The 15,542-nt window shown below is 61.1% G+C and carries 13 protein-coding genes; 4 read left to right on the top strand and 9 right to left on the bottom strand.

Features of this window, described 5'->3' with window-relative positions; all coding sequences use genetic code 11:
* Positions 1 to 24: 24 nt before the first annotated feature.
* The 3 genes from AC07V4_RS03670 to asd are packed head-to-tail and all read left to right on the top strand — an operon-like array spanning position 25 to position 3,310.
* Entirely contained in the window at positions 25 to 1,560 is a 1,536-nt protein-coding gene (locus AC07V4_RS03670) for an HDOD domain-containing protein (RefSeq protein ID WP_492637305.1), read from the top strand.
* A gap of 57 nt (positions 1,561 to 1,617) precedes the next feature.
* Positions 1,618 to 2,433, top strand: coding sequence for a rhodanese-like domain-containing protein (locus AC07V4_RS03675; RefSeq protein ID WP_492637306.1), 816 nt, complete (start codon positions 1,618 to 1,620; stop codon positions 2,431 to 2,433).
* A 16-nt stretch (positions 2,434 to 2,449) separates the two neighbouring features.
* Positions 2,450 to 3,310, top strand: coding sequence for an archaetidylserine decarboxylase (gene asd, locus AC07V4_RS03680; protein WP_431752590.1), 861 nt, complete (start codon positions 2,450 to 2,452; stop codon positions 3,308 to 3,310).
* 122 nt (positions 3,311 to 3,432) lie between these two features.
* Here asd and serB read toward each other — a convergent pair whose 3' ends face one another.
* Positions 3,433 to 4,647: a phosphoserine phosphatase SerB gene (gene serB / locus AC07V4_RS03685; RefSeq protein ID WP_492637307.1), complete on the bottom strand. Its 1,215-nt coding sequence runs from the start codon at positions 4,645 to 4,647 to the stop codon at positions 3,433 to 3,435.
* 133 nt (positions 4,648 to 4,780) lie between these two features.
* Between serB and AC07V4_RS03690 the strand changes: the two genes are divergently transcribed.
* Complete coding sequence (locus tag AC07V4_RS03690; RefSeq protein WP_492637308.1) at positions 4,781 to 6,310, top strand: histidine kinase; 1,530 nt, start codon at positions 4,781 to 4,783, stop codon at positions 6,308 to 6,310.
* A 130-nt stretch (positions 6,311 to 6,440) separates the two neighbouring features.
* Here AC07V4_RS03690 and AC07V4_RS03695 read toward each other — a convergent pair whose 3' ends face one another.
* The 8 genes from AC07V4_RS03695 to AC07V4_RS03730 all read right to left on the bottom strand — a co-directional run bounded on the left by AC07V4_RS03695 (position 6,441) and on the right by AC07V4_RS03730 (position 15,367).
* Positions 6,441 to 7,151, bottom strand: coding sequence for a PqiC family protein (locus tag AC07V4_RS03695; protein ID WP_492637309.1), 711 nt, complete (start codon positions 7,149 to 7,151; stop codon positions 6,441 to 6,443).
* Between the two features lie 176 nt (positions 7,152 to 7,327).
* Positions 7,328 to 9,592 (bottom strand): DNA topoisomerase IV subunit A, encoded by a 2,265-nt coding sequence (gene parC / locus AC07V4_RS03700; protein WP_492637310.1) that lies wholly within the window; start codon positions 9,590 to 9,592, stop codon positions 7,328 to 7,330.
* A 73-nt stretch (positions 9,593 to 9,665) separates the two neighbouring features.
* Positions 9,666 to 10,661, bottom strand: coding sequence for an esterase-like activity of phytase family protein (locus AC07V4_RS03705; RefSeq protein WP_492637311.1), 996 nt, complete (start codon positions 10,659 to 10,661; stop codon positions 9,666 to 9,668).
* Positions 10,661 to 12,565 carry a DNA topoisomerase IV subunit B gene (gene parE, locus AC07V4_RS03710; protein WP_492637312.1) on the bottom strand — a complete coding sequence of 635 codons (1,905 nt, stop codon included), beginning with the start codon at positions 12,563 to 12,565 and terminating at the stop codon, positions 10,661 to 10,663. Before parE ends, AC07V4_RS03705 begins: the two co-directional genes overlap by 1 nt.
* Positions 12,566 to 12,609: 44 nt before the next feature.
* Positions 12,610 to 13,218 carry a YqiA/YcfP family alpha/beta fold hydrolase gene (locus tag AC07V4_RS03715; protein WP_492637313.1) on the bottom strand — a complete coding sequence of 203 codons (609 nt, stop codon included), beginning with the start codon at positions 13,216 to 13,218 and terminating at the stop codon, positions 12,610 to 12,612.
* A gap of 176 nt (positions 13,219 to 13,394) precedes the next feature.
* A complete protein-coding gene (gene cpdA, locus AC07V4_RS03720) occupies positions 13,395 to 14,210 on the bottom strand; it encodes a 3',5'-cyclic-AMP phosphodiesterase (protein ID WP_492637314.1) in 816 nt (271 codons plus the stop codon).
* A 99-nt stretch (positions 14,211 to 14,309) separates the two neighbouring features.
* On the bottom strand, positions 14,310 to 14,759 hold the full coding sequence (locus tag AC07V4_RS03725) for a DUF1249 domain-containing protein (protein WP_017138485.1): 450 nt from the start codon (positions 14,757 to 14,759) through the stop codon (positions 14,310 to 14,312).
* Positions 14,750 to 15,367 (bottom strand): NUDIX domain-containing protein, encoded by a 618-nt coding sequence (locus AC07V4_RS03730; protein ID WP_431753492.1) that lies wholly within the window; start codon positions 15,365 to 15,367, stop codon positions 14,750 to 14,752. Before AC07V4_RS03730 ends, AC07V4_RS03725 begins: the two co-directional genes overlap by 10 nt.
* Between the last annotated feature and the right edge of the window lie 175 nt (positions 15,368 to 15,542).

The following is a 15,542-nucleotide window of genomic DNA, read 5'->3' on the forward strand; positions in this document are numbered from 1 at the left end:
GCAAGTGATGATCGCGCCCCAATCATGGCTAATGAAACGACAGTCCCAACTACAAAACCCACCACCCTCGCCGCTTGGATCAAGCGCCTGGATGAGGTGCCGCTGCCTGTTCCCCAAGCCAGCCATGAACGTGTGTGCAAAGCCATTCGCGACAGCCGCAGTTCATTACGAGATATTGCCGAGCTGATGCAAAACAGCCCGGCGCTGGTACTCAGCGTGATGCGCGAGGCCAACAGCCACACCCACGGCAGCATGGCAGAGCCGGCGGAAAACCTTGAAGTGGCGCTCAACCGCCTCGGCCTCAAGCGCGCTGAAGAACTGCTGGCGCGCCTGCCCTCGGTGCCCGCTCAGGAAATTCCCGTGGCGTTGCGCCAATTGTTGCTGGTGAGCCAGCACGCCTCGCAGCAAGCCAACGGTTTGTTCGGCAGCCGCCTGGCGCGTTTGTGGCAAGACATTCACTGGGGCAGCCTGCTGTTTCTGTCGCCGTTGTGGCCGATGGCCGTCGCTTATCCCAAACTCCTGGAAAAATGGGAGTTGCGGGTGATTCACAAGGGCCAGTCGGCGCACCAGGTCGAGCATGAGCTGTTCGGCGTACGACTGTTGGATTTGTGCCTTGGCTTGACCGAAGCCTGGCACTTGCCGATCTGGGTGTCCCAAGGCTACCACCTGCTCTTGAGCGAACAGCGCCTGCTGGTCAAAGCGCTGCATATCGCCCGCGAAGACGAGGCGCTGCGCCACCAGCAACTGCTGGATGCCGAACCCAACCTGCGGCGCTGGCTGAACCAGCCGGCCAATACAGTACTGCTGGCCAACGGCCTGGCACTGTCGGCCCAGGAGTCCTGGACCTGCCCGCACACAGAACGCTGGCAATACCTCACTGCGCTCTACCTGCAAGAACCTCTGGGCGACGTACAGCAACAGGTCCACCAACAAGCGGTGATCAGCGCCCGCCACACCTTGATGCCTGACCTATGGCACCCGGCGTTGTCGCTTATCTGGCCGTGGCATGTGCAGAAGATCCATCGCGGCCTGTTGCCCGCGCCGCCGCCCACCGCCGAAGCCTTGGCCGTGTGGCGCAAGCGTTGCACCGAACTGCTGGTCGAACCGAGCCGCTTCGCCAACGCCATGCACCTCACTACTTGTGCCAAAGAAGCCTTGGTGGCCAGCGGTATGCAACGTGTGTTGCTGCTCATGGCAGACCGCGCCTTGAGTACGTTGCGTGTGCATCAAGCCGATGGTCTGCCGAAGGATGCCGCGCACCTGAGCCTGGACGTGGTCAACAGCACGCTGCTGCAGCGCCTGCTGGAAAAATCCGCCCAGGTACGCCTCACACCCGACAACCATGCGCAGTTCTCTGCGCTGCTGCCACCGGTCCTGCGTCGCCTGTTTACCGGCGAGCACCTGTTGCTGCGATCCCTGAGCTGCAATGGCCGCGTGGTCATGCTGATGGTCGCCGACCAGGGTGGCGGGCCATTCTCGGAAACCACCGTGCAAGCCTTCGGCAAAACCGCCCAATGCATCGAGAAAGCGCTGCACAGCTTTACCAACCGCAGCGCTTGATGCTTGCGCTACAATCCCGATCCTTTATCGCCGACATTTGTGCCCAGGAGACCTCACATGCCTGACTTCTCTGGCTTGCCGCTGGTGATCGAATCCAGCGACCTGCAAGGTCGCCTTGATGCCGAACACCTGATTCTGGTGGACCTCACCAGCGCCGCCCGCTACGCCGAAGGGCATATCCCCGGCGCGCATTTCGTTGACCCCAAGCGCACCCAACTGGGCCAGCCTCCCGCCCCCGGCTTACTGCCGAGCAAGGCCGAGCTGGAAGCACTGTTCGGCGAACTGGGCCACACCCCGGACGCGACCTACGTGGTCTACGACGACGAAGGCGGTGGCTGGGCCGGGCGTTTTATCTGGATGCTCGACGTGATCGGCCACCCGAAATACCACTACCTGGACGGTGGCCTGCTGGCTTGGCTGGAAGGCCAGCACCCGGTTTCCACCGAGGTGCCCGCTCCCGTCGGCGGCCCGGTCAGCCTGACGCTGCACGAAGGCCCTACCGCCACCCGTGAGTACCTACAAAGCCGACTCGGCGCCGCCGACCTGGGCATCTGGGACGCACGCGGCCCGCTGGAGTATTCCGGCGAAAAAGTACTCGCAGCCAAAGGCGGGCACATCCCCGGCGCGGTGAACTTCGAATGGACCGCCGGCATGGACAAGGCGCGCAACCTGCGCATCCGCCGCGATATGCCACAGATCCTCGAGGACCTCGGGCTGACCCGCGACAAAGAAATCATCACCCACTGCCAGACTCACCATCGCTCTGGCTTCACCTACCTGGTGGCCAAGGCGCTCGGTTATCCGCGAGTCAAAGGTTATGCCGGTTCCTGGGGCGAATGGGGCAACCACCCCGACACCCCCGTTGAGATTTAAGGTTTAAGGACACTTAATGAAAAAGCAGTTGTTTATCCTCAGCCAGTACCTATTGCCACACCACTTGCTGTCGCGCCTGGCCGGCTGCATTGCCGAGTGCCGCGTACGCTGGTTCAAGAACGCCTTCACCAGCTGGTTCGCCAAGCGCTATCAGGTGGACATGTCCCAGGCCCTGGTTGAAGACCTGACCGCCTACGAGCACTTCAACGCGTTCTTCACCCGTGCGCTGAAAGACGGCGCACGCCCGCTGGATCCAACCCCAGGTGCGGTATTGAGCCCTGCCGACGGCGCTGTCAGCCAGCTTGGCCCGATCGAACACGGCCGGGTATTCCAGGCCAAAGGCCACAGCTTCAGCGTGCTGGAACTGCTGGGTGGGGATGCGGCGCTGGCTGCACCGTTCATGGGCGGTGATTTCGCCACTATTTACCTGTCGCCGAAGGACTACCACCGTGTGCACATGCCGCTGGCAGGTACGTTGCGCGAGATGGTGTACGTGCCAGGGCGGATTTTTTCGGTAAACCAGACCACCGCTGAAAACGTGCCGGAGCTGTTTGCACGCAACGAGCGCGTTGTCTGCCTGTTCGACACCGAACGCGGTCCGATGGCCGTGGTATTGGTAGGCGCGATGATCGTCGCGTCGATTGAAACCGTGTGGGCCGGCCTGGTGACACCGCCGAAGCGTGAGCTGAAGACCTTCCGCTACGACGAAGCGGCGCGGGCGCCGATTCATTTGGAGAAAGGCGCGGAGCTGGGTCGCTTCAAGCTGGGCTCGACCGCCATCGTGCTGTTCGGGCCGGATCAGGTGAAGTGGGCAGAAGAGTTGGTGGCGGGTACGCCAGTGCAGATGGGTCAAGGTATCGCAACACCTAAAGCCTGACACAGAACCCAATGTGGGAGGGGGCTTGCCCCCGATGGCGGAGTACCAGTTAACACATCATTAACTGAACCACCGCTATCGGGGGCAAGCCCCCTCCCACATTTTTTACCGCATATCTTCAGTTACAGCTGACCATCACGGTCGCGAAAGCCCAGCAGATACAACACGCCATCCAACCCCAAGGTCGAAATCGCCTGCTTGGCCGACTGTTTCACCAACGGCTTGGCACGGAACGCCACACCCAACCCGGCAATCGCCAGCATCGGCAAGTCGTTCGCACCGTCACCGACCGCAATGGTCTGTTCCAGACGCAGACCTTCCTTGTGAGCCAGTTCCTTCAGCAAGTCAGCCTTGCGCTGTGCATCAACAATCGGCTCAACCGCCACACCGGTCACTTTGCCGTCGATCACTTCCAGCTCGTTGGCGAACACATAGTCGATGCCCAGCTTGGCCTGCAATTGCTTGGCGAAGTAGGTAAAGCCGCCAGACAGGATCGCCGTCTTGTAACCCAGGCGCTTGAGTTCAGCGAACAGCGTTTCGGCACCTTCGGTCAGGCGCAGCGATGCACCAATCGAGTCCAGCACACTCACATCCAACCCCTTGAGCAGCGCCAGGCGCTCCTTGAAGCTGGCGCGAAAGTCCAGCTCGCCGGCCATGGCGCGCTCGGTAATCTCGGAGACCTGCTCGCCTACACCCGCCGCCTTGGCCAGTTCGTCGATGACTTCGGCCTCGATCAGCGTGGAGTCCATGTCGAACACCGCCAGGCGACGGTTGCGACGGAACAGTGAGTCTTCCTGGAAGGCGATATCGACATTCAGCTCCTGAGCCACGCTCAGGAATTCGGCGCGCAATGCTTGTGGATCAGCCGGTTCACCGCGCACGGAGAACTCGATGCAGCCCTTGCCTTTATCGGCCGGCGTATCCAACGGCATACGACCCGACAGACGGTCAATATGGTCGATATTCAAACCATACTGGGCCGTGATCGAACTGACGCGCTGCAATTGTTCAGCCGTCACTTTGCGGGTCAACAGGGTCACGATGTGGCGTTTTTTACCCTGACCGTCGACCCAATGCTGGTAATCGGCTTCGGACACCGGCGTGAATCGCACCTGTTGATCGAGCTTATACGCCGTAAACAGGATGTCTTTGAGTACCGAAGACGCCTGCTCGGTGCTCGGAATTTCGACGAGGATGCCAAAGGACAAGGTGTCGTGGATCACCGCTTGGCCAATGTCGAGAATGTTCACACCACCCTGGGCCAACACACCGGTAATGGCAGCGGTGAGACCCGGGCGGTCTTCACCGGTGATGTTTATCAGGACAATTTCGCGCAAAGCGCACCCCCAGGCTGGAAAAAAACCGCATTCTACCCACTTTCAGTGACCATCGGGCACAGCCAGCGCTTTGCCGGCCCTAGGCCTGTCGCTATACTGCGCGTCAACTTCACGGACCAAGAGCCGAGCGCAAGTGAACCGGCCCACGCCAGTAAAAACCGATAACTTCTTCCTGCTGATCTTCCGGGCACTGCGCCACCGCCGTGTACCGATCGCATTACGCATCGCCAGCCATAACGTGATCCTGGTCGCTCTGGCCTTGGTGATCTACGCCTGCGTGATGGGTTTGCAATTCAAGCAGGCCATGCACGAGCAAGCCGACGCCCTGGGCGCGAGCCTGACGACGCAGACCGCCACCTCGGCGACTGAGTTGCTGGTGTCCAACGACATCCTCAGCCTGAACGTGCTGCTCAACAACCTGACCAAGAACCCGCTGGTGGCCCACGCCGCTATCTATAGCGTGGACAACCGGATCATGGCCGAAGCCGGGCAGCGCCCGAAGAACGGTCTGCTGGGTGAGGCCGAGGGTCTGTATTCGAGCAACATCACGTTCCAGGATGTGAAGGCCGGTCAGTTGCGTATCAGCTTGGATATGCAGCAATTCCAGCAGCCGATGACCATCAGCCTGCAAAGCATGGGCATTCTCAGCGCCATTCTGCTGGCACTGGCACTGGCCTTGAGCCTGCGTCTGGGTCGGCACATCTCCACGCCGCTGATGCAATTGCGCATCTGGCTGCGGGATATCGACGAACACACCCCGGCCACCGACCGACAGGACGAAATCGGCGACCTCGCCCGCCAGCTCCACGCAAGCTTTGCCCCGGAGCCAGTGGTGCGCGAGCCGGAACCCGAGCCTGAGCCGGAATATGACGACACCGACGAGCCTGAGTTTGAAGTCCGCGATCTGCGTGACCCAGGCTTTGACGAAAGCGCCCCGGTAGCCGGACTGAAGGCAGCACCGCGCCATGTGGTCAAGGCTGAAGAAGACGAGTTGGACGACGAAGACCCGTTTGCCGACCTGCGCGACACTTCGGCCGCCGCACCAGTCGTTGCGCCCAAGCCGATGCCAGTGAAGAACGCCGAACCCCAGCACAGCGCGGTATTGGCTGTGCAACTGGGCGCCCAAGAGCAACTGCGTCGCCTGCCCCGTGCCCGCCTGACAGAACTGCTGGAGCGCTACCGTGATTGCCTCGACCAAGCCGCGTCGCTGTATCAAAGCGAACTGCACACCCTGAACGATGGCAGCACGCTGATGTTGTTCCACAGCGAAGACAGTGGCGAAGACTACCTGACCAACGCCATCTGCTGCGGCGAGCTGCTACGCGCCCTAGGCCATGCCCTGCAGATCGAAGTGGCCGACAGCGGCATTACCTTGCAGTTGCAACTGGGCCTGACGGTCGGTGATGACCTGTTTGGTATGAGCCAGATCGACTTGTTGCTGACAGAAATCGCCCAGGACGCGCTGGCCCTGTCCCAACACAGTCGTAACCTGCTGCTGGTGGAGCGCAAGATCAGTGAAGACACCTTGATCCGCCAGCGCGCGCGCATCCGTCCGATCGCCAGCCCTGAAGGTGCGAGCTGTGTGGAACGGTTGATGGAACCGTATCCGTCGATGCTGGAGCGGCAGCTGGCGCGGATGCATGAGACCCGTACCAAGCCCTGACGGGCATCGCGAAACCAATGTGGGAGGGGGCTTGCCCCCGATGGCGGAGTGTCAGTCAATGCATGTATCGACTGATCTACCGCTATCGGGGGCAAGCCCCCTCCCACATTTTGTTTGCCTGCAATTCAGCTTAGAAGCGGAACACTTCCATATCCGTACGAATCGGCGTAGCCATCGGCATCTTCGGCTTTTCCGGCGCTGCTGGCCTGGCCTGTGCCGGGGCACTCTGCTTGCGCGGGGCCTCGGCGACTGCTGGCTGATTGGCCAGCGGCTTGATCGCCACCGACAGTTGCTGCGCCAAATGCTGTAACAACACGCCCTGGGCCTGGACCTGGGACGCGGTAGTGCCGGCGTGTTCTTCCTGCAGGTGCACGATGCGGTTATCGCGCACCTGGCCGCGGCGGTCGATCAAGCGCCATTGCGCATCGAGGATCGCCGGCTGCGAAATCCCGGAGTCGAGTCGGGTAATCGTCAGCAAGACCTGAACATCCGGGGTAAAGCCGGTGGGTGCAGGTGCCAGGACCACACGCTGGCTGTCCAGTTGACCCGCGACCTGGCGCAACATCAGTTGGTTGATATCGGCCGACAGACTGCCCGCCCAACGCCCATCCGTTGAACCTTGCAGGCTGCCGTCGCTCTGACGTTGTAGCAGCGTTTCGCGTTGCAGGTAATCGGCAACGATTACCGGACCCAGCAATACGGCCATGCCAGCCGTTTGGGCTGGCTGAGCCGGACTTCCGCTGTCCAGCTGGTACAGCGACACCGGTTGGTGTGTGCTGCAACCCGCCAACCCCAAAAGGCCAGCGAGCATCAAAAATAGAGGAAGGCGTGGAGCAGTCATCATCCCATCCAGGTGGCTGCCACAAGGCAAACCACAATGTAATACTAAAAATAACCTAAACACGCTCGGCCACGCCGGCGCTGGAAAGGCCATATCATCCGTGAATATGCGCCATGACTCCAGCGCCAAAGCGTCGATCTACGGGTTAAATCGTAGATCGAGAGCCTTAGTCCGCCTTAAACAGGCGCTTCCACCAACAAAGCATCCACTCGCTGGAACCCTCTCGGCAGCTTGTTACCCCGCCGACCGCGCTCGCCCTTGTAGTGTTCAAGGTCGTCAGGGCGCAGCGACAGTGTGCGCTTGCCAGCCTGAAGCACCAGAGTGGCGCCTTCCGGGATCACGGCGATGTCGGTCACGTACTCTTCGCGACTGGCCACGCGCTCCCCGGGAATCCCGATGATCTTGTTACCCTTACCCTTACCCAACTGCGGCAGGTCGCTGATCTTGAATACCAGCAAACGGCCTTCGGTGGTCACCGAGGCCAGCCAGTTGCTCTCACGATCATCCACCGGGCGCGGCAGGATCACCTTGGCGTTGTTCGGCAGGCTCAACAGTGCCTTGCCCGCCTTGTTCTTGGCCTGCAGGTCTTCACCCTTGACCACGAAGCCGTAACCGGCGTCGGAAGCGATCACGTACAGCGAATCGTCGTCCGGCAGCAGCACACACTCGAAATTCGCCCCAGGTGGCGGCGTGAGACGCCCCGTCAGTGGCTCGCCCTGCCCTCGCGCCGAAGGCAACGTATGGGCCGGCACCGAATAACTGCGCCCGGTGGAGTCAATGAACACCGCAAACTGGTTGGAACGCCCAGCCGCGGCGGTCTTGAAACCATCACCTGCTTTATAGGAAAGGCCGGTGGCATCGATATCATGCCCTTTGGCAGAGCGAACCCAACCCTTTTCCGACAGAACGACGGTAATTTTCTCGTTTGGCAGCAGCTCGGTTTCTGTCAGGGCTTTCGCTTCAGCACGCTCAACAATCGGCGACCGACGGTCATCACCATAGGTTTCCGCATCTTTGATCAGTTCGCTACGCACCAACTTCTTGAGCTTGGCTTCGCTGCCCAGCAGGGCTTGCAGCTTGGCTTGTTCCTTGAGCAGCGCGTCTTGTTCGTCGCGCAGCTTCATTTCTTCCAGCCGCGCCAACTGGCGCAAGCGGGTGTCGAGAATGTAGTCCGCCTGGATCTCGCTCAGCTCGAAGCGCGCGATCAGCTCCGCCTTCGGGTGTTCGGCGGTGCGGATGATGTGGATCACTTCGTCCAGATTGAGGTAGGCAATCAGCAAACCGTCCAACAGGTGCAGGCGGCGCTCAACCTTGTCCAGGCGGAATTGCAGGCGGCGACGCACGGTCTGTACGCGGAACTCCATCCACTCCACCAGCAGGTTGCGCAGGTTCTTCAGCTGCGGCTTGCCATCCAGACCGATGATGTTGACGTTGACCCGGTAGCTGGACTCAAGATCCGTGCTGGCAAACAGATGCTGCATCAGCACTTCATGGTCGACCCGGCTGTTGGTCGGGATGATCACGATGCGGCATGGGTTTTCGTGATCGGACTCATCACGCAGGTCAGCAACCTGCGGCAGTTTCGACGGCTTGGCCTGCATCAGCGCGGCGATCTGCTCCAGCACCTTGGCGCCGGACACCTGGTGCGGCAGCGCGGTGACAATGATGTCGCCATCTTCGACGTGGTACACGGCACGCATGCGCACCGAACCTTTGCCGGTCTCGTACATCTTCAGCAAGTCGGCACGAGGCGTGATGATTTCCGCTTCGGTCGGGTAGTCCGGGCCCTGGATATGCTCGCAGAGCTGTTCGACCGTGGCTTTTGGCTCATCCAGCAAACGCACGCACGCCGTGGCGACTTCACGCAGGTTGTGCGGCGGCACGTCGGTGGCCATACCGACCGCGATACCGGTGGTGCCATTGAGCAGGATGTTCGGCAAACGTGCCGGCAACACCAAGGGTTCGTCGAGGGTGCCGTCGAAGTTCGGGCCCCAATCGGCCGTGCCCTGCCCCAGTTCGCTCAACAGTACTTCCGAGTAACGCGACAGGCGCGCTTCGGTGTACCGCATGGCAGCGAAGGACTTGGGATCATCCGGCGCACCCCAGTTACCTTGGCCGTCCACCAGCGTGTAGCGGTAACTGAACGGCTGCGCCATCAACACCATGGCTTCGTAGCAGGCCGAATCACCGTGGGGATGGAACTTACCGAGCACGTCACCGACGGTACGCGCCGATTTCTTGTGCTTGGAATCGGCGTCCAGGCCCAGCTCACTCATGGCGTAGATGATGCGCCGTTGCACGGGTTTCAGGCCGTCGCCGATATGCGGCAAGGCACGGTCCATGATCACGTACATGGAGTAGTTGAGGTAGGCATTTTCGGTGAAGTCAGCCAGCGACCGGCGTTCTACGCCATCTAAGCTGTCTGCAAGGATGTCACTCATGCGGGCCTCATCATGGTTAGGTAAGGCGCAGCGGAACTGCCGCCGCGCTGAGTCAATTCAAAAAAAGTGGGGGTCATGGCTGGGCGCTCCAGCCACCGGCCGGGGCGGCGAAACGATAGACCATCGGGCGTTTTTCACCATCGGCGCGCGGGCCGAAATTGTTGTCGATGCCCACCCAGGCACCCTCGGCATCCATCACCAGGGCTTCAGCCAGGCCATAGGGCTGGGCATAACGCCGATTGGGCGTCAGGGCCTCGTCGGCAAACGACCAGCACAGCTCAACCTTGGCCGTGACGGTGTCGCGCCGACAGATCTGGAACGCATTGCGCTCCAGCGTAAACAGCTTGCCGTTGTACAGCGCCAGGTCAGCAAAGTCCTTGGACACGACCTTGGCATTCTTGAACTGCGCCGGCTGCACTTCCTGACCCGCCTCGCTCAGCAGCACGCAAGGGCCGTCGCAATCCCACACGCTCTGCCCGCGCTTGATGGAGATCAAGCCGCGTCGCTCGCGTTCGGCGGCCAGCCAGATCTGATTGCCCTGCGGATTCACCGCCAGGCCCTCAAACAAGGCATTGAAGTGCAGCAACATGCCACTGGCCCGGGCTTCACGCACCATGCCTGGAGCGATTTTCAACCATTCAGCCGCGCCAGTAACCGGCACCTGCAGCACGGCTGCGTGGGCTTCGCTGACGATGTAACGATTACCCGCGGCATCGCAGGTGATGCCTTCAAAATCCAGGTCGCCACCGCGAATGAAGGACGCGGCCTTGGTGCGCGAACGCAACCCCCAGGGCAAACCGGAGTCGGGCACTGGCGGCACGTCGATCTTCAACACCTCTGCCTTCCAGGTCGGGGCGCCGATATCGAGCCGATAGATCTGGTCGTCATCACGGTCCGAAACCGTCCACAGGTCCTTGCCACACAAGGCCAGGCCCGACAGGTTTCCGCCGCGCATGCCGTCCACGGGGTGTTCGGAGACCAGTTTCAACTCCGTCACGGGCGCGGCAACCACCTGGGTGGTCGCCAGCCCGCTCAACATCAGGATCGCCAGGGCGAAACCTGTGCGCATCAGCCCAGAACCTCGGCCAGGTTGCCTTTGGATTCCAGCCAGGACTTACGGTCGCCGGCGCGCTTCTTGGCCAGCAACATGTCCATCATTTCAGTGGTGGCCGCGAAGTCATCCAAGGTCAACTGCACCAGGCGCCGAGTGTTCGGGTCCATGGTGGTTTCGCGCAGTTGCGGCGGGTTCATTTCACCCAGGCCCTTGAATCGCGTGACTTGTGGCTTGCCGCGTTTTTTCTCGGCCACCAGGCGGTCGAGGATGCCGTCGCGCTCGGCCTCGTCCAGAGCGTAGTAAATCTCCTTGCCCAGGTCGATCCGGTACAGCGGCGGCATGGCCACGTAAACGTGGCCGGCATCCACCAACGGGCGGAAGTGCTGGACGAACAGCGCACACAGCAAAGTGGCGATGTGCAGGCCGTCGGAGTCAGCGTCGGCGAGGATGCAGATCTTGCCGTAGCGCAGCTGGCTCATGTCCGCTGCGCCTGGGTCCACACCAATGGCCACGGCGATATTGTGCACTTCCTGGCTGGCCAGGACTTCGCTGCCGTCGACTTCCCAGGTGTTGAGGATCTTGCCGCGCAACGGCAGGATCGCCTGGAATTCCTTGTCCCGCGCTTGCTTGGCGGAACCGCCGGCGGAGTCACCTTCCACCAGGAACAGCTCGGAACGCATCGGGTCCTGCCCCGCACAATCGGCCAGTTTGCCGGGCAACGCAGGGCCTTGGGTGATGCGCTTGCGTTCGACCTTTTTGCTGGCCTTCAAGCGACGGCCAGCGTTGTTGATCGCCAGTTCAGCCAGGGCCAGGCCCAGCTCCGGGTGCTCGTTGAGCCACAGGCTGAAGGCGTCCTTGACCACACCGGAGACAAATGCTGCCGCTTCGCGAGACGACAAACGCTCCTTGGTCTGGCCGGAGAATTGCGGTTCCTGCATCTTCATCGACAGCACGAACGCAATGCGCTCCCACACGTCTTCCGGCGCCAGCTTCACACCGCGTGGCAACAGGCTGCGGTATTCGCAGAATTCACGCATGGCATCCAGCAAACCCTGGCGCAAACCGTTGACGTGAGTGCCGCCCTGAGCCGTAGGGATCAGGTTGACGTAGCTTTCCTGAACGCTGTCGCCGCCTTCGGGCAACCACAGCAGCGCCCAGTCGACCGCTTCTTTATTACCGGCCAGACTGCCGCAGAACGGTTCGTTGGGCAGGCGCTCGAAGTCGCTGACGGAATCGTCCAGGTAGGAACGCAGGCCGTCTTCGTAATGCCACTCGACCTTTTCACCGGTGCCTTTGTCTTCAAAGGTGACCAGCAGGCCCGGGCACAACACGGCCTTGGCCTTGAGCACGTGCTTGAGGCGGCTAATGGAGAATTTCGGCGAATCGAAGTATTTCGGGTCAGGCGCGAAGTACACGCTGGTGCCGGTGTTGCGCTTGCCGACGGTACCGATCACTTCCAGGTCAGTGGCTTTGTAGCCATCGGCGAAGGTCATCTGGTACTCGTTACCGTCGCGCTTGACCTTGACCCGCACCAACGTGGACAGGGCGTTGACCACGGAAATACCCACGCCGTGCAAGCCACCGGAAAACTGGTAGTTCTTGTTGGAGAACTTGCCACCCGCATGGAGCTTGGTGAGGATCAGCTCGACGCCCGGCACGCCCTCTTCCGGGTGGATGTCCACCGGCATGCCGCGACCATCGTCGGACACTTCCAGGGAGTGGTCTGCGTGGAGAATGACATGCACCGACTTGGCGTGCCCGGCCAAGGCTTCGTCGACGCTGTTGTCGATGACTTCCTGGGCAAGGTGGTTCGGCCGACTGGTGTCGGTGTACATGCCGGGGCGTTTGCGCACCGGGTCGAGGCCCGAGAGGACTTCGATGGCGTCGGCGTTATAAGAGCTAGCGCTGGGAGTGGCCATGGGGTCTCGTCGTGAGTCGTTCGATTAAAAAGTGACCTGCGACTTTACAGTGCTGCAAAGTCGAAGGATTGATACTGATCTGCGCCAATGCCGGCAAAGCTCAACATCGCCGGCAATTGCTGGGCGAACCCTTGGTAACCATGGTCGCCACCGGCCTGGATGCGCAAGGCACAGGCCCGGTAATACTGTTGGGCAAGGCGATAGTCCAGGGTTTCGTCCCCGGTCTGCAACCACACCTGGTAACGTCCGGCGTCCTGGGGTGCCGGGACTTCCAGCTCGGCCAGGGCAGTGACGTGATCGTGGGTCAACTCCCAAGTCTCATCGGTATAGAGGTTCTTCTGGGCGCCTAGGTAACCGTCGAACATCCGGTGGGGACTGACCGCCGGGTTGACCAGCAGCGCCTTGAGGCCATGGCGTTCGGCAAGATGGGTTGCATAGTAGCCGCCGAGTGAGCTGCCGACCAGCAGTGGGCGGCCCAACTGTGCAATGGCTTCTTCCAATTGCGGAATCGCCTTACGCGGGTGGTGATGCAGGGCCGGCACACGCAGTTGGTCGGCCAGGCCGAGACTGTCCATCACAGCGATCAACTGACTGGCCTTGTTGGACGTCGGCGCGCTGTTGAATCCGTGGATATACAAGATCGAAGCGGACATGCCGGGCTCTCCGTGCTTCAGCCAAAGAGGCGCAGTTTACAGGGATCTGGGTGGTATCTACAGGACATAGGCGAACCAATGTGGGAGCTGGCTTGCCTGCGATGGCGGTGTATCAGTCACACAGGTATTGGCTGGCAAACCGCTATCGCAGGCAAGCCAGCTCCCACAGTGAGGCCTCAGTAGCCGTTGCTGCCGTAATCTATGGTGAAAGCAAAATCCTTTACCCGCTCCACACCGGTTTCCAACCGTCCGTCGGCATGCAGGCGCAGCCAGCGGTAGCCCGGCGCCTGTTCGCTGACCTGGAAGTCGTCACTGCCCGGTGCGAACTGGATGCAGGTGGATGGCGACGCCAGCAGGCGCACGCCATTGCGTTCGCGATCGATCTCCTGGTGCACATGCCCCCAGAGCACAGCCTTGACCTGCGGGAAGCGCTCGAGCACGGCAAACAAAGCTTCCGGGTTGCGCAGACCGATTGGCTCCATCCACGCACAACCGATGGGCACCGGGTGATGGTGAAAGCACACCAAATGGTGCCGGCTCGGCGCTTCGCTCAGGGCCTGGGCGAGCAGTTGCAGTTGCCGGTCTTGCAGGTAACCGGGCACCGAGCCTGGCACGGCGGAATCCAGCAGCGTGATGCGCCAGTTGCCGATATCGACCACAGGCTCCAGTAAATCGCTGCACACGGCGGCGTGCGCCATGATCTGCGGCTCATCGTGGTTACCGGGAATCCAGCGCGCCGGGGCGTCGATCTGCCGGCTCATATCGCGAAACCGCTGATAAGACTCAAGCGTGCCGTCCTGGGACAAATCTCCCGTCGCCAGCATCAGATCGATCCGGGGCTGCTGCACGCGCACCAACTCAATCACCCGCTGCAGGCTTTCGCGAGTGTTCATGCCCAGCAGCGTGCCGCTTGCCTCGGCAAACAGGTGGCTGTCGGACAGTTGCACCAGCAACACAGGTGCATCAGGGTTCACGGTGGATACGCTCGGCAAGGCGCTCTCCCAAGGCAATCACAGGAAAATGGACGATTGGCGCGATTATGCTAGGCAGGACACAAAGAGGAAACCTGGGGAAGCAGACGCAGTTCACATCTACCGCACGACTTCGAACTCGTGGCCCAGGGCCAGGCAGTGACTCAACCACTCACCGAGGAACACATTGAGCTGTGCTTTCTCATCGGGCTGGTGCATGAACACGTTCGGGTAAGGATAGATGCTGCGAAAGCGTCGTGCATGTTCGGCACTGATCACTTCGGCCATCCGCGCATCGTGATACACCTGCACTTCCAACTGCGGCACCGGCAGCCACGGCAGGCTGTGTTCCTGGCGTACACGCAGGGTGGTGGTGTAGGGGCAGTTGACGATGACTTCAAGGGTCAGCACGCCGAGCATCTGGTCGCCATGGGTCACGGCAATGCGCCGGGCCTCAGGCGCATGGCGCATGTCGGGAAGCAGGCGCATCAGCCGCGCATAATTGGCCTCGCAGGCGGCTTGCAGCCCGATCAGGTCAACTCGGTATCGTTCCCGTGCCTTTACTGCCATAACCCCCTCACTTCCGCGCGATTAAGCGCAAGCCATTGCAGCGCAATGATGCTGGCTGCATTGGAAATTTTGCCGTCGCGCACCGCCTGCAGGGCATCTTCGAACGCCCAGGGAGTGACGCGGATATCTTCTGCCTCTTCTTCCAATCCATGGACGCCACCGGCCCCGGTGCTGTCGCAACGGCCCAGGTACAGGTGGACAAATTCGGTACTGCCGCCGGGCGAAGGGAAATACTTCGTGATCGGCCACAACGCGGAGAACGTCAGCCCAGCTTCCTCCTCGGCTTCACGGTGTGCAACCTCCTCCGGCTGCTCGTCCTTGTCAATCAGCCCGGCGACCATTTCCACCAGCCAGGGATTGTCAGTACGCCCCATGGCACCTACGCGAAACTGCTCGATCAGCACCACTTCGTCACGCTGCGGGTCGTAGGGCAACACGCACACCGCGTCATGCCGCACGAAGACTTCGCGATTGATCACCCGGCTCATGCCGCCGTCGAACTTCTCATGGCGCAACTGCACGCGATCGAGCTTGTAGAAGCCCTGGTAGGCATTGTCACGCTGAACGATTTCGATCTTGCTCGGCGTCGATTTCACAATGTCCGTCATATCCATTCCCGTTGCCCCCGTACAATTGGCGCCATCCTAACGCGCTCGCGCCCCTGGGTGCAGCCCCTTTCCAGTTGCCGGGATAGACGGCGGACGTCACACTCACTCTCATCAGTTTAGTGGCGAACTGACTGCCTTGCGGGCAGTCCAAGCGCTACTCTTTTCGCTTTCCATC

It is taken from the genome of Pseudomonas sp. GW821-FHT03A09, assembly GCF_059421065.1.